We start from the raw sequence: 17684 nt of genomic DNA on the forward strand, positions 1-17684 counted from the left end.
CGGCTGGAGTGGACGGATGGCACAGAAGGAATACGAGCTCGACGATGTGGACCGACGTATCGTCACCGAGCTCAGCCGTGACGGCCGGATGTCCATGCGCGCCCTGGCGGAGGCCACCCACATCTCGCGAGCACACGCCTACGTGCGCGTCGACCGTCTCGTCGACGAAGGGGTCATCGAGGGATTCACCGCACGCATCGCCTACGAGAAAGCGGGGTTCGGCGCGTCGGCGTATGTGGCATTGTCCATTCGGCAGGATTCCTGGCGCGCCGTCGCCGACGATCTGAGCACCTTCCCCTTCGTCGAACACGTCAGCCTCATGGGCGGCGACTTCGACGCCCTCGTTCTGGTGCGAGCTCCGGACACCTCGGCGCTACGACACCTGGTGCTCGACAAACTGCAGGGACTCGACGGGATACTGTCGACGCGAACTTGGCTGATCTTCGACGAGGCGATCGGACCCGGCGCGCAGTGGACCGCAGAGACAACGAACGGGAGCAATCCATGACCACGTCCGAGCGGGAACGGAACTCCACCGACGTCATCGTGATCGGCGGCGGAATCGGGGGTGTCTCGCTCGGCTACGAACTCGCGAGCGACCGACGCGTCACACTGCTCGAGCGCGAATCGACCCTGGCCTTCCACACCACCGGACGTTCGGCCGCCCTGTTCCTGGAAACATACGGCAACAGCACCATTCGGGCCCTGACGACGGCCAGCCGGGCCTTTCTGGTCGACCCACCGGAGCACTTCCGAACCGAGCTGCTGGCCCCGCGTCCGCTGTTGCAGTTCGCGGCCATCGGGCGAGGCGACGCGCTCCAGGCAATGTATGCGGACGTCAGCCGACTGACACCCGACGCCCGATTGGTCACCCCGACCGACGCGCGCACACTCTTCCCGCCGCTGCGCCCCGACCTGATCGATTGCGCACTCTACGAACCACATTCGATGGAGGTCGACGTCCACGCGCTGCATCAGGGTTTCGTACGGGGGTTGCGCGATCGAGGTGGACAGGTCCACACCGGGACAGGCGTGACGCAGCTCGGACGCGTCGACGGACTGTGGCACGTGCACACCACGGACGGGTCGGTCCACACTGCTCCCCTCGTCGTCGACGCAGCAGGCGCGTGGGCGGACGTCGTGGGCGGCATGGCGGGTGCCGATCCGATCGGACTCGTCCCGATGCGTCGGTCGGTGTTCATGGTCGCCGCGCCCGACGAGCTCGACACCGCGAATCTGGCGACGTTGAGCGATATGGACGAGAAGTTCTACATCAAACCCGAAGGCGCACAACTCTTGTGCTCCCCTGCAGACGAGACGCCCACCGAGCCGAGTGACGCGCGCCCCGACGAGTTGGAGATCGCGCGGGCGTTCGACGACATCGCCGAGGCCACCACACTGACGGGCCGGCATCTGCGCTCGTCCTGGGCGGGTCTGCGCAGTTTCGTTCCCGATCGCACCCCGGTCGTGGGCTTCGACCCGAGCATCGAAGGCTTCTTCTGGTGCGCAGGTCAGGGTGGGTACGGAATCCAGACCTGTGCGGCACTGGCACGAGTCGGCGCGGCAATCGTTCGCGGAGAACCGCTTCCGATCGACGTGACTGCGCGCGGACTGCGGGCGGAAGACTTGGCTCCGCAGCGCTTCGGGTGAGAGGCGCTTCGCGCCACGTGCACGAAAACGCGACCCCTGCTACGAAGTTCCACTCACGACGTCTACCGTCATCCGGCGACTACGCGTCGTAGATCGCGCAGCGTGGTTCGGTAGATATCCACCAGGTCGGCGTCCTGCCCGGCATCGATGCGCTCGGCCCAGTCGTCGAAGGCGATTCGCATGGCCATCCCGGCACCCTCGATCAGCAATCGTGCGTACGAACGTGATTCGTGGCCATCGAGCTTGGCGGCCACCGAGTCGGTGACGCGACACAGCGTCATGGCGTCGGTCGCGAAGGCGGCGGACCGCAGGTGATCGTCGCGCCCGATCAGCCGTCGGGTACGCAGTAGTCGATCTCGCGCTTCGTGCGGTGCCGCGGATAATCGTTCGACGGATCGCTCGTACAGTGCTTCGATAGCTGCAAGGGTGATGTTCGCGGGGGCCGTCGATGCCAGCCAGGCGTCGATGTCGAGCTCGAACTCCGGGGCGAGCCCGAGAACCGACTCTTCCTTGGATGCGAAGCTACGAAAGAACGTGCTGGGCGATACTCCGGCCCGACGTGCGATTTGGTCGACCGTCGTTGCTGCGCAACCCTGCGTCTCGAACAGTTCGAGCGCGGCACGGGTGATCTCGAGCTGGGTTTCCCGGCGACGTCGCTCTCGCAGGTCCGGCACGTGCTCGCTCATTGTCCTCCACCCATCGCCTACTTCTTCGTATTCTCGCCGTCAACTTACCAGCAATGTTCAAGTTGACAGTCACTGTCACAATGAGTCAGGCTGTCGCAACACGACCTTTTCTCCACACTTGAACCCATACGCGAAAGTTCCCGACACATGACCACACCTGAGACCGCCCACGCACCCGACGCGCAGCTCGCGCCGGGAAGCAAGTTGCTGATCGGCATCCTCGTCATCGCAGCGTTCGTCATGATCCTCAACGAGACGATCATGAGCGTGGCGCTCCCTACCCTGATGGTCGACCTGAGCATCACGGCAACGACGGCGCAGTGGCTCACCACCGGATTCCTGCTGACCATGGCCGTGGTCATTCCCATCACGGGGTATCTGTTCCAGAGATTCACGTTGCGTCAGGTCTTCGTGGCAGCGATGACGCTGTTCACCGTCGGCACGCTGCTCGCGGCATCCGCCCCGGGCTTCGAGCTGCTCCTGCTCGGACGCATCACCCAGGCCAGCGGCACGGCCATCATGTTGCCGTTGCTCATGACGACGGTGCTCACCGTCGTCCCTGCGCACAAGCGCGGCGCGATGATGGGAATCATCTCGATCGTCATCGCCGTCGCTCCGGCCGTCGGCCCGACGATCTCGGGAGTCATCCTCGATTCGCTGAACTGGCGTTGGATGTTCTGGCTCGTTCTCCCCATCGCACTGATCGCATTCGCGATCGGTACCACGCTGGTGAAGAACGTGACGCAAACCGGTCGGCCTTCGTTCGATCCCCCATCGGTGGTGTTGTCCGCGTTGGCGTTCGGCGGCATCGTCTACGGCCTGAGCAGCCTGGGACATTCGGCCGAAGAATCGGTGGTACCGGTATGGCTACCACTGGCGGTCGGTGTGATCGCACTGCTGGTGTTCGTGCTGCGTCAGATCTCGCGCCAGGACCGTGGCGGCGCACTGTTGGACATGCGACCGTTCCGCACCACCACGTTCAGCATCGGCCTCGGCATGATCGCGATCTCGATGATGGCCCTGTTCGGTGCGCTGATCCTGCTGCCGATGTACCTGCAGAACGTCCGCGGCCTCGACACACTCGACACCGGCCTGATGCTGCTCCCCGGCGGATTGCTGATGGGCCTGCTCGCTCCGTTCGTCGGCCGCATCTTCGACCGAGTCGGGCCGCGCCCGTTGGTGATTCCTGGAGCCATCGTGATGAGCGCCGCCCTGTGGTCGATGACCGTGCTCGACGCGCAGACCGCCCTGCCTGTGGTGATCGGCATCCACATGCTTCTCTCGGCGGGACTCGCCTTCATCATGACGCCACTGATGACATCGGCACTGGGTTCGCTGCCCACCCCGCTGTACTCGCACGGAAGCGCAATCTTCAACACGGTGCAGCAGTTGGCAGGCGCTGCCGGAACCGCGCTCTTCGTCACCGTGATGTCGAACACCGCGGCGGCCCGAATCTCCGACGGCGCAACCCAGCTCGGCGGTTCGGAGGCCGGCATCCATGCCGCGTTCCTCTACGGCGGTGCGGTATCTCTGGTGGCGGTGGCGGCGTCGTTCTTCATCCGCGCTCCGGCACGCAAGGATGTCGACGAGGTCGCTCCCGTACAGCCGGTGCACTGAGTCAATCCGATTCGACCATCTCCAACGCCACAGAGACGATCTCGTCTTCCGACAGGAGGACGAGATCGGCTGCGGCGCCCAGCGGTACGAACGAATTCTTGCTCGCCGCTCGGCGGACCGTACCCGCGTAGCCACCCTCGACGAGAGCCGTCACGACGCCTTCTCCCACTCCCCCGTCGTGTCGGGTCTCGTCCGCGATCAACACGCGATCGAAGCCGTCGAGCCGGCGCAGAAGGTCGTCGACCGGCAGCGGAACGATCCAGCGCAGATCGACGACCGTCGCGCCGATCCCGCGCTCACGCAACCTCGATGCCGCACGCCTGCTCATCACCACCCCGTTACCGAAGGTGACGATGGCCAGATCGTCACCGTCCGAATGGATTGCGGTGGTGGCGAACTCGGCGGACGCGTCGTCGGCGCACCGCAACTCTCCGTCGCCGTCGCGCAGATCGGTGCGGTGATAGAGCGCAATGGGCTCCAGAAACACGCACACTCGCCCCTCCTCCGTGGCCAGTGCCACACAGGTTCTCAAGAGACCGGCGGCCTCGGCCGCCGAACTCGGAACCGCAACCACGATGCCCGGAATATCGCGCAGAACCGCTACCGCGTTGTCGTTGTGAAAGTGTCCGCCGAAACCGCGTTGATACGCCAAACCAGCGATGCGTACCACCATCCCGTTGGTGTACTGGGCGTCGGAGAAAAACTTCAGCGACGCGGCCTCACCGCGCAGCTGATCCTCGGCATTGTGCAGGTACGCCAGATACTGAATCTCGGGTATCGGGACGAATCCTGCGAGCGCAGTACCGAGGGCGGTGCCGAGCACAGTTTGCTCGTCGAGAAGCGTGTCGAAAACTCGTGCTGCGCCGAACTTTTTACGCAAGCCCTTCGTGACTCCGTAGACGCCGCCTTTGACGGCCACGTCCTCGCCGAACACGAGCACGTCCGGGCGCGCCGCCATGATGTCTGTGAGCGTGCTGTTGATCATGGCGGCGAGCGTCAGCCGCGGCCCGCCCTGTGCCGGTCGCAGGCTCTGCTCGGTTGCGGCCACCGCGATCGGTCTCCGTTCGGTGAGCGGAGCCATCACCGCCTCGGCGGTGGCCAGGCGCGACGACGCCCCGGACCGCAGCGACTCGACCATCGCCTCGGCCTCGCTCATCACGGTCTCGCGCATTGCCTCGTAGCGGCCCTCGACGTCGGCTGCCGAGAGCACACCGGCCCCGATCAGCGCACGTGCGCAGGCGAGCAACGGATCTCGTGCATAGTCGCCGACGATGTCCGCATTGGTGCGGTACGCAAGCTCGGCGTCGGATCCGGCGTGGCCCATCAACCGCACCGTCTCGAGATGCACCATCACCGGCCGACGCCCCGACCGCACCGCGGCGACAGCGGCGTCCACGGTTCGCATCAGCGCGACCGGGTCGGTCCCGTCGGCTCGCACGTACTCGATCGACGGAAATCGGCTGAGCGACCGCTCGATCCAGCCCCGCGGTGACCGGGTACTGATTCCGATGCCGTTGTCCTCGCAGACGAGGAGGATCGGCATAGGAATCGACTGGTAGGCACAGTACGCAGCCGAATTGAGCGCACCCACCGTCGTCGAATGATTGGCGGAGGCATCGCCGAAGCTGCACACCACGATGGCGTCCTCGGGCCATGGCGTTCGGTGGCGCAGCGCCTTCGCTCGCCCCAGCGCGAATGCCAGACCGACCGCGCGCGGGACCTGCGACCCGATGGTGGACGTCTGCGGCACGATGCCCAGATCGGGGTGCCCGAACACCTTGTGCCGCCCGCCGGAGATGGGGTCGCGGGTGGAGGCGACCAAGCCGGCCAGCACGTCGTGGATCGAATTCGACCCCGAATGCTGTTGTGCGCGTGCGGCATGGAAGCCACCGGAGCGGTAGTGCAGCAGAGCCGGGTCGGTGACCGTCGTCGCGGCACCGACCGCTGCATTCGACTCGTGCCCGGACGATCCGATGGTGTAGTAGCCGAAGCCCGTCGATTGCAACCAGCGGGCTGCGAAGTCCAGGTGCCGACTGGCGAGCTGCGCATCGAAGTACCTCAGCACACGATCCGGATCGGCGAGCTCCGGCCCGCTCGTCGCCGCGTCCCGAATCCGGTCCAGGAAATGCGCGTCGATCGCTTCCGCCACGCAAGCCCCTTTTCTTCACACGGTACGAGCCGGGAAATCAGCCCAGCGCGATCATATCCACCGGGCTGCTCAGCAACCGGCCGACGAGCGCGAGAAACTGCGATCCTTGCTGCCCGTCGACGAGGCGATGGTCGAACGAGAGCGACAGTGTCGTCACCGACCGTAGTGCGATCTCGCCTTCGTGCTCCCACGGCATGCGGCGAATCGAGCCGAAACAGAGGATGGCAGCCTCGCCGGGGTTGAGGATCGGCGTACCGGCGTCGACTCCGAACACCCCGACGTTGGTGATGGTAATCGTGCCGTCGGCGAGATCGGCCGGACTGCTCTTGCCTTCCTTGGCCGTCCGCGTCAGATCCGACAGTGCGCGGGCGATGTCCACCAGAGACTTCTCGTGAGCGTCCTTGATGTTCGGCACCATCAGCCCGCGCGGAGTCGCGGCGGCGATACCGAGATTGACGTAATGCTTGGTCACTATCTCCTGACTCGTCTCGTCCCAGGACGAGTTCAGCGACGGATTCGATTTGAGCGCAACGAGAACCGCCTTGGCGACCAGAGCCAGCGGGGTCAGACGAACGTCCGCGAAGAGAGCGGACGCACGGAGGGAGTCCAGCAGAGTGAGAGTTTCGGTGACGTCGACGGTGACGAACTCGGTGACGTGCGGAGCGGTGAATGCACTGCGCACCATCGCCTCCGCCGTGTGCTTGCGCACTCCCTTGATCGGTGTGCGCTCCTCGCGACCGAACCGTCCCGCTGTCCGCTCCTCGACCGGGTTGTCACCCGCGAGGTAGGTGTCGATGTCCTCACGGGTGACGTCGCCGCGGTCTCCGGTGGCCGGCACCTCGGCGAGGTCGACGGCGTTGTCCTTGGCCATCTTTCGTACCGGTGGCGCAGCCAGCGGTTTCCCGTTCTGTCCGGTCGGTGTCGGGGTGGCCGGTGCTGCACCTCGGCCGCCGCGTCGACTGGAGCCTTCCTTCGCCACGCCGTAGCCGACGAGAACCGGAACGCGCTCGTCCCCGTCTTCGACCGCGGCCCCACCGTCGGTTTCGCTTGCCACAGGCTCCGGCTCGACACCGCCCTCGTCGTCGCCACCGACCCTGATGTCGATGATCGGTACGCCGACCTCGACGGTGTCACCCTCCGACACGTGAAGGGCGGCAACGACCCCGGCGAACGGTGAGGGAAGTTCGACGGCGGCCTTGGCCGTTTCGACCTCGGCGATGTTCTGATTCAGCTCGATGGTGTCACCGACGGCGACGAGCCAGGTCAGCAGATCGGCTTCGGTGAGTCCTTCCCCGAGGTCGGGCAACGGAAAGCTCTTGATGGTGGGCATCGTCGAATCCTGTTCGGTACGTATCGGCGGCGGTCGGTGAGCGCGAGGTCAGTGCGAGCGGCAGCGGTCGACTGCGTCGAGAATCCGGTCGACATCGGGAAGGAAGAATCTCTCCAGTTTCGATGCCGGGTACGGAGTGCCGAAGCCACCGACGCGCAACACCGGCGCCTCGAGGTTGTAGAAGCACCGTTCGGAAATTCGAGCTGCGATCTCCGAACCGAGTCCCATGAACACCGGTGCCTCATGGGTGACGACGAGACGCCCGGTCTTGCGTACCGAGGCCTCGATGGTCTCGAAGTCGATGGGCGAGAGCGAGCGGAGATCGATGACCTCGATCGACACTCCCTCGTGGGCAGCGACTTCGGCGGCCTTGCGTGCGGTGGCGACGAGTGGTCCGTACGCGATCAGGGTGACGTCGGTGCCTTCGGTGACCACCCGTGCCCGATGCAGCGGGTACGACGCGTCGGCATCGAGGTCGATGGGGCTCTTCTCCCAGTACCGACGCTTCGGCTCGAAGAACAACACCGGATCGTCGCTTGCGATGGCCTGCTGAATCATCGAGTAGCCGTCGGCGGCGTTGCTGCAGGTGACCACGCGAAGACCCGCGGTCTGCGCGAAGTATCCTTCGGGAGACTCCGAATGATGCTCCACGGCACCGATACCGCCGCCGTAGGGCACCCGGATGGTCATCGGAATCTTGACGTTGCCACTGGTGCGGTAGTGCAACTTCGCCACCTGCGAGACGATCTGGTCGAACGCCGGATAGATGAAACCGTCGAACTGAATCTCGCACACCGGCCGGAAACCTCGCATCGCGAGGCCGACGGCGGTGCCGATGATTCCCGATTCCGCCAGCGGCATGTCGAGTACTCGACCGGGACCGAAGTCCTTCTGCAGGCCGTCGGTGATGCGGAAGACACCGCCGAGCTTGCCGATGTCCTCGCCCATCAGCAGGACCTTCGGGTCGTTCTCCATCGCTCGTCGCAGACCTGCATTGATGGCCTTGCCCAACGGGAGACTGGTGGGCCGTTCCAGGGTGGTCATGACGTAGCTCCTTCGAATCCGGCCTGGTACGAGGCGAATTGGGCGCGCTCGTCGTCGAGTAGGGGGTGGGGATCGGCGTAGACGTTGTCGAAGACCGACATCGCGGTCGGCTCGACGGTTTCGAGGCAGCCGCGGCGAAGCTCGGCTGCGACCTCGTCGGCGGTGCGCTTCACCGAGGCGGCGAATGCGTCGTCGAACACGCCGATTCGCCTGAGCAACTTCTCGATTCGATCGATCGGATCCTTGGCGCGCCATTCGTCGTCGGTGGCACCCGAGCGGTATCGCGTCGGATCGTCGGAGGTGGTGTGCGGGCCCATGCGGTAGGTGACGGCCTCGATGAGCGTCGGGCCGCTACCTTCGCGGGCGCGGGCGAGCGCTGCCCTGGTGACGGCCAGGACGGCGAGAACGTCGTTGCCGTCGACGCGCACCGACGGGATGCCGTATCCCTCACCGCGAGCGGCGATCGTGGCCTTCGTCTGCACCGTGACCGGTTCGGAGATGGCCCACTGGTTGTTCTGGCAGAAGAACACCACCGGTGCGTGGAAACTCGCGGCGAAGCCGAGTGCCTCGGAAATATCGCCCTGGCTGGTCGCGCCGTCGCCGAAGTAGGTGATGGCTGCGCCCTCGGCCCCCTCGAGTTGCATGCCGATGGCGTACCCGGTGGCGTGCAGGCCCTGAGATCCGACGATGATGGCCGGCGTCGTCATGCGGTATTCGTACGGGTCCCAACCGGAGAGGGTCGATCCGCGCCAGAAGCGCAGCATCTGCGTCGGGTCGACGTCCCGGCAATAGGCGACCCCGTGCTCGCGGTAGCTGGCGAACACGAAGTCCTCGGTGTCGAGAGCGCGGGCCGAACCGACCTGCGCCGCTTCCTGACCGAGCAGCGGTGCCCACAACCCCAGTTCGCCCTGTCGCTGCAGTGCGGTCGCCTCGGTGTCGATGCGGCGAACGACCACGAGATCTCGGTACAAGTCCATCATCGCGGCCGTGTCGATGTCGGCGACCAGCGGCGAGTAGGTCTCGTTGCGGACCACCGTCCCAGATTCCTTTATCAGCTGTACCAGCGAGGTGGTAGTCATGATCGTCGCACTCTCCGTCGTGATGTGATGTCCTTCACAAGAACACCACCGACATCCACCCTGCACAAGTGATGACTTCACAACTGCGCAGTGTGCACAATATTGGGTAACGACCGAGCGACAGGAAGTGCGCAATGACCGATCTGGACAAGACCGACGCCCGACTCCTCCTCGCCCTCTGCGCCAAACCGCGCGCCACCGGCGTCGAACTCGCCACCACGTTGGGGCTGTCCCGCAACACCGTGCAGGCGCGCCTCGGCCGTTGGGACGACAAGGGATCGCTCACGCCCATCGATCACCGCATCCCACCGAAGTCGTTGGGACGCCCGTTGCAGGCGTTCGTGACCGCGCAGGTCAACCAACACACGCTCGCCGCAGTGACCCAACACCTTCGCACCATCCCGGAAGTGCTCGAAGTGTTCGGGCTGTCCGGGGCCGCGGACATGCACATCCGCATCGCGGCCGTCGATGCCGACGACCTGTACCGCATCGCAGGTCTCATTCTGGACATCCCCGGGGTGGAGCGCACCAACATGTCCATCGCGATGAGCGAGCTGATCCAGTACCGCACCAAGCCGTTGCTCGAACAACTCGCCGAGGACGGTCGTCGCTGAGCAGCCCGACCATCCCGGCTCGGTCGATCCGAGATGCACCGTGCAACATGCACATTCTCGGCAACAGCGGTTGACCAGCGTGCACGTTCACGACACCCTTCGGGGACACGAATTCCGGATACCACCCATTTCCGGTACCGCCGCCTCATCACCCGAAAGAGACCGCCTGTGTCCGTCGTTGCCGACCAACCCGCCGCATCGAGCACCTCGTCCGATTCCTTCCCCGCCGCGACCGGCGTCTTCGATCGTCCCGACATGCCGCGCGACTGCGCACACGAACGCGTCGTGTTCTGCCAGGACCCCGACACCGGTCTGCGCGCGATCATTGCGGTCCACTCCACGGTCCTCGGTCCGGCTCTCGGCGGAACTCGCTTCTACCCTTACGTTTCCGAGCAGGAAGCGTTGACCGACGTGCTGCGCCTCTCCCGCGGAATGACGTACAAGGCGGCCGTCGCGGGAGTCGATCTCGGCGGCGGAAAGGCAGTGATCATCGGTAACCCCAACGCCATCAAGACCCCGACGCTACTGGGCGCGTACGGCCGATTCGTCAAGTCGCTCGGCGGAACCTACGTCACCGCGGGCGATGTGGGCACCAACAGCGACGATCTCGACATCATCGCCGAGGAGACGGCGCACGTCGTCGGCAAGAACACCACCGCCGGCGGCACCGGCGACAGCGGCCCCCAGACTGCGCTCGGAGTCTTTCTCTCACTCCTGGCCGCAGCCGAATCCACATGGGGCTCGGACGATCTGACCGGCAAGCGTGTCGGCGTCGAGGGCGCGGGCAAGGTGGGCTACAACCTCGTCTCACTGCTTCGCGAAGCCGGTGCCGAGGTGGTCGTCAGCGACTCCTATCCGCCTGCCCTCGATCGCATCGTCGCCGACTTCCCCGGTGTCACCGTGGGATCCGACATCATCGGTGCCGACATCGACGTCTATGCGCCGTGCGCCATGGGTGCCACTCTCGACGCGTCCTCGGTGGCCCGGTTGTCGGCGTCCATCGTCTGCGGCGCGGCCAACAATCAACTGCTCACACCCGACGTCGAAGCGATGCTGGCTGCCCGCGGAATCGTCTGGGTACCCGACTACGTCGCCAACGCCGGCGGCCTGATCCAGGTGGAAGGCGAACTGCGCGGCAAGGATTCGGCTCAGGTGATGGCCACGATCGGCAAGATCCGCGACACCGTCACGGGCATCTTCGCCATCGCCCGCGCCGAGGGCATCCTGCTCGGGGCAGCGGCCGATCGTCTGGCCGAGGATCGAATCGCGGCCGCCCAGGGCTGAGAGGTGGTATCCCTCCGGCATCCCGCACCGACGACGGCCTGTCGGAGGACTACCCCTGAGAAAGGTTGTATCCCTTCACGACCCGATGAAGCAGCCCTTCCAGGCGGAGACTGGCAACGGACGGTTTGACGTCCGACGGACGAGCCGTACAGATCCGCCGTGCCGGTACGGACGCGGCGAGCCGCTTGACGACGACCTCGCCGCGGACGTAGCTGGTGGCGAGTTGGGGGCACAGCGTGACACCGAGACCCGCGGCGACCATGGCCTGCGTTTCCTGATAGTCGCTCGCTTCGACCGCCACCGTCGGCGTGAAGCCGGCGGTGTCGGCACAGCGCCAGAGATGCTCTGTGGTGGGGTGACCTCCAGCTCGCACGATCCAGTCGTCGTTGCTCAGATCCGGGAGCTCGACCGTATCCGCGTGCGCCAGTTCGTGATCACGCCGAACAATCAATACCGTTGAGTCGCTGAGAATTTCGCGAACGGTCAGACCTTCGTCGACGGTTCGATTCCACGGATAGTCCCACGTCAGCGCCAGATCGAGCTGCCGCGTCTCGAGCAACTCCCGCAAAGGTGCGATTCGGCTCGAATGTATCGACAGACGAATTCCCGGGTGCGCCTCACGTAGTCCGATGACGACGTCGGGCAACAACGACGCGGCAAACGTGGGAAATACTCCGAAGCGAACTGTCCCGGTGAACCCTTCGGCGAGCTCACGGAGATCGTCTTTCATCCCGTCGAGTTGCTCGTCGATGGCGCGTGCCCTCACGACAACCGCTCGCCCGGCCTCGGTCAAGCGCACACCGCGTGCATGTCGCTCGACGAGCTCGACGGCGAGTTCGGACTCCAACTTGCTGATTTGCTGCGAGATGGCCGACGAGGTGTATCTCAGCTCGTCGGCTGCCGCGGCCATAGATCCGTGTCGTCCGACAGCCGACAAGATCTTCAGCCGGGTCAAATCGGCCCTCATCTACCCAACTTTAGCATCACTTATGTCGGACTCAAGAAACCTTGGCTACTACTTATCTATCGGCGCTGCCATAGTGGCTTTCGAGAGTGATCCAGGCCATAGGCCACCGTTCACCGGACCTGTTCCGCGAACGTTCCTCGACACTCCCCGACTGCACAGAAAGCCATGGCACCATGTCGACAGTTACGGTTTCCGCCGCCCAACTCGAAGATCTCGCATCGCGAGCACTGATCACGTGCGGCATGTCCGAGGCGTCAGCTCGGACCATCGCAGAAGTCCTCGTGTTGGCCGACCTGTTCGGCATCCACACACACGGAATCCAACGGGTCCCCCAGTACCTCGACCGCGCCGCGATCGGGGGCATGGATCCGCGCGCCGACGTCACCACCACCAGACCTGCCCCCGCTCTCGCGCTGATCGACGGTGCCAACGCAGTGGGACCTCTGGTCGGTAGTGCTGCACTCACCGCAGCCATGGACGGTGCCCGAACATGCGGTGTGGGAGCGGCGTTCGCACGGCACAGCAACCATTTCGGGCCGGTCATGCCGTACCTTTTCAAGGCTGCTTCGGAGGGATTCGCGGCGATCATCGCCAGTAATGCGACGACCACCATCGCACCGTCCGGAGGGAAGGCCACCCGGGTGGGCAACAACCCGATGGGATGGGGTGTCCCCAATCCGGGTGGCGACCCCATTCTTCTCGACATCGCGTTGAGCGTCGCAGCACGAGCGAAGATTCGGGCCGCGCAAACCGATGGCCGCACCATTCCCGCCACGTGGGCCACCGACAGCGCAGGCCACCCCACGACCGATCCGAGCGCTGCGCTCTCGGGGTTCCTGCAGCCCATCGCGGGCCACAAGGGATACGGGCTGGCGGTCATGGTCGACCTGTTCGCCGGATTACTTTCCGGTGCGGCATATCTGGACAAGGTCAGCTCATGGAGCGTCTCACCCGAGCGGGCCCAGAACCTGGGGCACTTCTTCGTCCTCGTCGACACCGAGCTGCTGCTCTCCGGGCCCGATCTGCACGAGCGCGTCCAGGACTTCGGGGATCGGTTGCATTCGGTTCCGGCAACAGATCCCGCCGATCCCGTTCGACTACCGGGCGAATACGAGATGGCGCGTTACCACGAGCAGATCCGAGACGGGATCACGCTCGACGACAGTGATATTCGAGCGTTGCATCAGCTCGTCGAGTCTCGGGTCTGAGAAGAACCGACAAGTCGAAGGAATTCCCATGAAGGTATCGATAGAGAATTTGACCCTCGCCTACGGAAAGAACACCGTCGTCCGCGACCTCGATCTCGAGATTGCCGACGGAGAATCGCTCGTGTTACTCGGTCAATCCGGCTGCGGCAAGACCAGCACCATGCGTTGCGTCGCAGGTCTCGAAAGTCCGAACGAAGGACGAATCACCGTAGGCGACAACGTGATGCACGATTCATCCAGTGGCCGAACCGTACCGCCCAACAAGCGCAACGTCGGAATGGTGTTTCAGTCGTACGCGGTATGGCCTCATCGCACCGTGTTCGAGAATGTCGCATTCTCGCTGCAGATGCAGAAAGTCGGTAAGGACGAACTCGTCTCCCGCGTGTACGAGACACTCGATCTGGTCGGGCTGCGTGAGTTGGCCGAGCGCGGAGCCAGCCTGTTGAGCGGTGGCCAGATGCAGCGGGTAGCCCTCGCACGGAGCCTGGTCATGCGCCCCAACGTCCTGTTGCTCGACGAGCCGTTGTCCAATCTCGATGCGCGTCTGCGCGAACGCCTGCGAATGGAACTACGTGAACTACAACTGCGACTCGGCCTGACCACGATCTACGTCACGCACGATCAGGTGGAAGCATTCGCCTTGGCCGACCGCATCGCGCTGATGCAGAACGGCCGAATCGTCCAGAGCGGCGCACCCGATCAGATCTACACCGCGCCCGCCAGTGGGTCGATCGCAGAGTTCCTCGGCGTGGGCAACCTGTTCGCGTGCTCACCCACTCCTGGCATGTCCGGAGCAGTCACGCTCACCGACCACGACTTCACGGTCCGAATCGATGCCACCGTGCCCGACAATGCCGACCGACTGCTCGTGTGCCTGCGTCCCGAGGACATGACCGTCACGCCCGTACACGACGAGCCGGCTACGGGAGTGGGTTGGGCAGGGCGTGTCGACGTCGCGAGCTACCAGGGGGCGTCCATTCGTTACCGCATCACTCTCGACGGCGGGCCGAACATCGAGGCCCTCGCCACCGGGGCCGCGAAACGGGCGCTGCACGTGGGAGAACGGGTCGCCGTCGACATCACACCCGGAGCCGCACAGCTGCTGGTCGACGACCGCACGCAACTCGTCGGGGCTCACTCGTGAGCGCCCCCACCACCGACCGTCCGCGGCACGCACCGGCACCGACGCCGAGCGTCTCGGTGTCGCGCACCCGCAACCGTCGGCTGCGGCGGAGCCTTCCGACACTCGTCCAAATCGCGCTTCTCGCGCTCATCGTCCTGTGCCCGATGTTCTTCATCGTCATGGGTGCCTTCACCGACAATCCCGACCGCAGCAACGTCTTCGACTTCGGTCACTTCACTTTCGACAACTTCGCTCTACTGGGACGCCAGTCGGCTCGAGAGGCGATGTGGAGCTCCGCGATCGTCGGAATCGGATCGTCGATTCTCGCCCTCCTCATCGGTGCGACATTGGCGTTCCTGGCCGCAAGAACCAACATCCCGGGTCGAAAATTGATCTACGGCATCGGAATTGCCCCACTGTTCCTGCCGTCGCTCGTCGGTGCGCTGGCGTGGGCTCTGCTCGCCGGCCCCGCAACCGGTTACCTCAATCTCGCCCTGACTGCCCTCGGACTCCCCGGATTCGTCGACATCTACAGTTTCGCCGGAATGATCTTCGTTCTCGGCCTGTATTACGCTCCGTATCCGTTCCTGATGATTCACTCGGCGTTGTCGTTGATGAATCCGGATCTGGAAGATGCAGCCAGCCTGCACGGGGCAGGGCTCACCCAGATGCTCCGCAAGATCACCTTTCCGCTCGTGCTTCCTGCCACGATCGGATCCGGCATACTCGTGTTCGCCCTGACCGTCGAGAACTTCGCCGTCGCACAGGTCATCGGTGTACCCGGCGGCGTGGACACCCTGCCCACCCTCATCTATCGACTCATGAACGCTGCGCCTGCCCGCAGTAACGACGCGGCAGCCATCGCCGTCGTCCTCACCGTTCTGCTCGTGATCGTCGTGGCCTTGCAGAACAGAGTGACCGGCAGCAAGGAATACACCACCGTCAGCGGCAAGGGAGTGCGCGCACGACAGGTGCCACTTCGGGGCTGGCGTTGGCCGGCCGCCGCTCTCGCATGGCTGTACTTCGTTCTCGCCGTGGCACTCCCGATGGGAGCCCTCGTGGTGGCGTCGCTCCAGACCAGCCCGTACCTGGCCCGATTCGGGGAGTTGTTCGACGCAGGCGCATTGTCCCTGTGGAGCCTGGGGCAAACAGTTCAGGACCCGGACTTCCACAACGTTGTGCTCAACAGTGTCATCGTCGGTGTGTCGACCGCGGCCATAGGCACGACTTTCTGTTTTGCGTTGGCGTACACCCGGTACCGGACCAGGTCGCCCGGACGATCGGTGCTGGAGTACCTGGCAATGCTGCCGTTGGCAGTTCCCGCCATCGTGCTCGGGCTGGGTTTGCTCTGGACCTGGCTGGCGTTGCCGGTGCCGATCTACGGAACTCTCGCCGTCCTCGTCGTCGCATTCATCGCAGTCTTCCTGCCGCAGGGATACCGCGGAGTGTCCTCCTCCATCGTTCAGCTCGACCAGGACCTCGAGGACAGCGCAGTGATGCTCGGCGCGAGCCGAGCAAAGGCCATCCGATTCGTGACAGTGCCCCTGCTCCGAATCGGGCTGTCCTCGACCTTTCTGCTGCTGCTCATGTTGTCGATGCGCGAATTGACTGCGGCCCTGTTCCTTTTCACCTCTGACACCAGACTGCTGTCCATAGCGATCTTCGACGCCTACGACAACGGATCCATCCGATCGGCAGCCGAACTCGGGTTGCTCTACTGCGTCGTGATCGGCGTTCTTGCTGCACTGTCCCGCCGATTCGGCGCAAAGGAGTCCAAGTAGATGACCACATCGACGATCCGGCGGTTCGGGGCCGCAGTGTGCGCGATCGCGGTCGCCGCGGTGACCGCATGCAGTCCACCACCGCAGGCCCCATCGCTGGCACGGTCGGCCGCGTCCATCACCGAACCAGGTGGGGCTCTGGTGATCGACGGCGAGCAGATCGCAGACCCGGATCTGTGGTCGCGCGCAGAATCCGAGGGCACGATAACGCTGTACAGCGGATACACCCAGGACACCGAATCCGAGGTGCTCGAACAGTTCGAGGCCGACACCGGTATCGAGGTGAAACTCGTTCGCTTGACCTCCAATCGGCTCTACGAACGCCTCACGGCCGAATACAGTACCGGTCGCCTCGATGCAGACGTCATCCGGATTTCCGACCCCGGATTCGTTCGGGGTCTGGCCGAGCGCGGACTGTTCCAGCCCTACTTGCCCGGTACTGCGGACAATCTGCAGGATGACGTCTCGTTCGACGACAACCGATATTTCCGCACGTTCAACCCGATCTACACCTTCGGCTACAACCGCGCTGTCGTCGACGACGCCGACGCCCCCACGTCGTGGAATTCTCTTCTCGAGGATCGTTGGGACGACAAACTCGGTATCGCGCAGGCCGGTTCGGGCGGAAGCGCGCTCGCTCTGACTCGATTTCAGCGCGATGTTCTCGGCGACGACTACCTCCGCAGATACTCCTCGGAGGCGCGAGTGTTCGACTCGATCGGTGCCCAGCTCGATGCCTTGGCCCGCGGCGAGATCAACGCGGGCACCGTCGTCGTGAGCAGCGTGAACATCGCGAACAACGAGAACGCTCCTGTCGATTTCGTCGTACCGGACGAGGGAGTCACCTCGTACGACTACTACACGGGAGTTGCCGACACCGCACGCAATCTTGCTGCCGCACAGGTATTCATGAACTGGAACCTCTCCACCCGCGGCCAGCGGGTGTTCACCGACCTCGGCGAATACTCGGTACGGACCGACGTCGATCCGCCGAACATTCTCGGTGTTCAGCTCCCCGACTTCACCGATCCCAAGGTGCACCGGATCACCCCGGAGGAATCGACCACCCACTCCGCCGAGGATCAGACTGCGTGGAACTCGATCTTCGGATACAACGAATGACCCTGCCGCAGTGTAGAGTCCACTGAAGGG

General features: G+C 64.4%; 15 protein-coding genes. 9 read left to right on the top strand and 6 right to left on the bottom strand.

Translation table 11 applies throughout. The features are described from left to right. Window positions 1–16 precede the first annotated feature (16 nt). Window positions 17–508 (top strand): Lrp/AsnC family transcriptional regulator, encoded by a 492-nt coding sequence (locus CH306_RS01400; protein ID WP_094629356.1) that lies wholly within the window; start codon window positions 17–19, stop codon window positions 506–508. Further along, the gene (locus CH306_RS01405) at window positions 505–1650 is read left to right on the top strand and encodes an NAD(P)/FAD-dependent oxidoreductase (RefSeq protein ID WP_094645422.1); all 1146 of its coding nucleotides are present in this window, start codon (window positions 505–507) and stop codon (window positions 1648–1650) included. The genes CH306_RS01400 and CH306_RS01405 overlap by 4 nt, the downstream gene beginning before the upstream one ends. Window positions 1651–1718: 68 nt before the next feature. On the opposite strand, the gene CH306_RS01410 is transcribed toward CH306_RS01405, so the two are convergent. After that, complete coding sequence (locus CH306_RS01410; RefSeq protein ID WP_032397596.1) at window positions 1719–2336, bottom strand: TetR/AcrR family transcriptional regulator; 618 nt, start codon at window positions 2334–2336, stop codon at window positions 1719–1721. 147 nt (window positions 2337–2483) lie between these two features. On the opposite strand from CH306_RS01410, the gene CH306_RS01415 reads away from it, so the two are divergent. After that, on the top strand, window positions 2484–3953 hold the full coding sequence (locus CH306_RS01415; protein WP_094645423.1) for an MDR family MFS transporter: 1470 nt from the start codon (window positions 2484–2486) through the stop codon (window positions 3951–3953). Window position 3954: 1 nt separating this feature from the next. On the opposite strand, the gene CH306_RS01420 is transcribed toward CH306_RS01415, so the two are convergent. Genes CH306_RS01420 through pdhA form a run of 4 tightly spaced genes read right to left on the bottom strand, consistent with a single transcriptional unit; the run spans window position 3955 to window position 9555 of the window. Next, complete coding sequence (locus tag CH306_RS01420) at window positions 3955–6102, bottom strand: thiamine pyrophosphate-dependent enzyme (protein WP_094645424.1); 2148 nt, start codon at window positions 6100–6102, stop codon at window positions 3955–3957. A gap of 37 nt (window positions 6103–6139) precedes the next feature. Continuing rightward, complete coding sequence (locus CH306_RS01425) at window positions 6140–7432, bottom strand: dihydrolipoamide acetyltransferase family protein (protein WP_094645425.1); 1293 nt, start codon at window positions 7430–7432, stop codon at window positions 6140–6142. 48 nt (window positions 7433–7480) lie between these two features. After that, complete coding sequence (locus tag CH306_RS01430; RefSeq protein WP_032397600.1) at window positions 7481–8476, bottom strand: alpha-ketoacid dehydrogenase subunit beta; 996 nt, start codon at window positions 8474–8476, stop codon at window positions 7481–7483. Beyond that, the gene (pdhA, locus tag CH306_RS01435) at window positions 8473–9555 is read right to left on the bottom strand and encodes a pyruvate dehydrogenase (acetyl-transferring) E1 component subunit alpha (protein ID WP_094629361.1); all 1083 of its coding nucleotides are present in this window, start codon (window positions 9553–9555) and stop codon (window positions 8473–8475) included. The genes CH306_RS01430 and pdhA overlap by 4 nt, the downstream gene beginning before the upstream one ends. A gap of 134 nt (window positions 9556–9689) precedes the next feature. On the opposite strand from pdhA, the gene CH306_RS01440 reads away from it, so the two are divergent. Together CH306_RS01440 and CH306_RS01445 are read left to right on the top strand one after the other, a co-directional pair. Then, a complete protein-coding gene (locus tag CH306_RS01440) occupies window positions 9690–10169 on the top strand; it encodes an Lrp/AsnC family transcriptional regulator (protein ID WP_032397602.1) in 480 nt (159 codons plus the stop codon). A 255-nt stretch (window positions 10170–10424) separates the two neighbouring features. Continuing rightward, complete coding sequence (locus tag CH306_RS01445) at window positions 10425–11453, top strand: Glu/Leu/Phe/Val family dehydrogenase (RefSeq protein ID WP_094645477.1); 1029 nt, start codon at window positions 10425–10427, stop codon at window positions 11451–11453. A 49-nt stretch (window positions 11454–11502) separates the two neighbouring features. Here CH306_RS01445 and CH306_RS01450 read toward each other — a convergent pair whose 3' ends face one another. After that, a complete protein-coding gene (locus tag CH306_RS01450) occupies window positions 11503–12420 on the bottom strand; it encodes a LysR family transcriptional regulator (RefSeq protein ID WP_094645426.1) in 918 nt (305 codons plus the stop codon). A gap of 173 nt (window positions 12421–12593) precedes the next feature. Between CH306_RS01450 and CH306_RS01455 the strand changes: the two genes are divergently transcribed. From CH306_RS01455 to CH306_RS01470, 4 genes are read left to right on the top strand one after another with little or no spacing between them, the layout of a single operon-like run. Next, a complete protein-coding gene (locus tag CH306_RS01455; RefSeq protein WP_094645427.1) occupies window positions 12594–13628 on the top strand; it encodes an Ldh family oxidoreductase in 1035 nt (344 codons plus the stop codon). A gap of 28 nt (window positions 13629–13656) precedes the next feature. Further along, the gene (locus CH306_RS01460) at window positions 13657–14772 is read left to right on the top strand and encodes an ABC transporter ATP-binding protein (protein WP_094645428.1); all 1116 of its coding nucleotides are present in this window, start codon (window positions 13657–13659) and stop codon (window positions 14770–14772) included. Next, window positions 14769–16532, top strand: a complete 1764-nt coding sequence (locus CH306_RS01465) for an ABC transporter permease (RefSeq protein WP_094645429.1) — start codon at window positions 14769–14771, stop codon at window positions 16530–16532. The genes CH306_RS01460 and CH306_RS01465 overlap by 4 nt, the downstream gene beginning before the upstream one ends. Continuing rightward, window positions 16533–17654: an ABC transporter substrate-binding protein gene (locus tag CH306_RS01470; protein WP_094645430.1), complete on the top strand. Its 1122-nt coding sequence runs from the start codon at window positions 16533–16535 to the stop codon at window positions 17652–17654. The last annotated feature ends 30 nt before the right edge of the window (window positions 17655–17684 follow it).

Origin of the sequence: Rhodococcus sp. 15-725-2-2b (assembly GCF_002259075.1) — a bacterium.
GTDB lineage: Bacteria > Actinomycetota > Actinomycetes > Mycobacteriales > Mycobacteriaceae > Rhodococcoides.

Excerpts from the sequence above, each read along its gene's own strand:
- CH306_RS01455 (WP_094645427.1), top strand. The coding sequence starts at position 12,594 with ATGTCGACAGTTACGGTTTCCGCCGCCCAACTCGAAGATCTCGCATCG.
- CH306_RS01440 (WP_032397602.1), top strand. The coding sequence starts at position 9,690 with ATGACCGATCTGGACAAGACCGACGCCCGACTCCTCCTCGCCCTCTGC.
- CH306_RS01450 (WP_094645426.1), bottom strand. The coding sequence starts at position 12,420 with ATGAGGGCCGATTTGACCCGGCTGAAGATCTTGTCGGCTGTCGGACGA.
- pdhA (WP_094629361.1), bottom strand. The coding sequence starts at position 9,555 with ATGACTACCACCTCGCTGGTACAGCTGATAAAGGAATCTGGGACGGTG.
- CH306_RS01425 (WP_094645425.1), bottom strand. The coding sequence starts at position 7,432 with ATGCCCACCATCAAGAGCTTTCCGTTGCCCGACCTCGGGGAAGGACTC.
- CH306_RS01470 (WP_094645430.1), top strand. The coding sequence starts at position 16,533 with ATGACCACATCGACGATCCGGCGGTTCGGGGCCGCAGTGTGCGCGATC.
- CH306_RS01460 (WP_094645428.1), top strand. The coding sequence starts at position 13,657 with ATGAAGGTATCGATAGAGAATTTGACCCTCGCCTACGGAAAGAACACC.
- CH306_RS01400 (WP_094629356.1), top strand. The coding sequence starts at position 17 with ATGGCACAGAAGGAATACGAGCTCGACGATGTGGACCGACGTATCGTC.
- CH306_RS01430 (WP_032397600.1), bottom strand. The coding sequence starts at position 8,476 with ATGACCACCCTGGAACGGCCCACCAGTCTCCCGTTGGGCAAGGCCATC.
- CH306_RS01445 (WP_094645477.1), top strand. The coding sequence starts at position 10,425 with ATGCCGCGCGACTGCGCACACGAACGCGTCGTGTTCTGCCAGGACCCC.
- CH306_RS01405 (WP_094645422.1), top strand. The coding sequence starts at position 505 with ATGACCACGTCCGAGCGGGAACGGAACTCCACCGACGTCATCGTGATC.
- CH306_RS01410 (WP_032397596.1), bottom strand. The coding sequence starts at position 2,336 with ATGAGCGAGCACGTGCCGGACCTGCGAGAGCGACGTCGCCGGGAAACC.
- CH306_RS01415 (WP_094645423.1), top strand. The coding sequence starts at position 2,484 with ATGACCACACCTGAGACCGCCCACGCACCCGACGCGCAGCTCGCGCCG.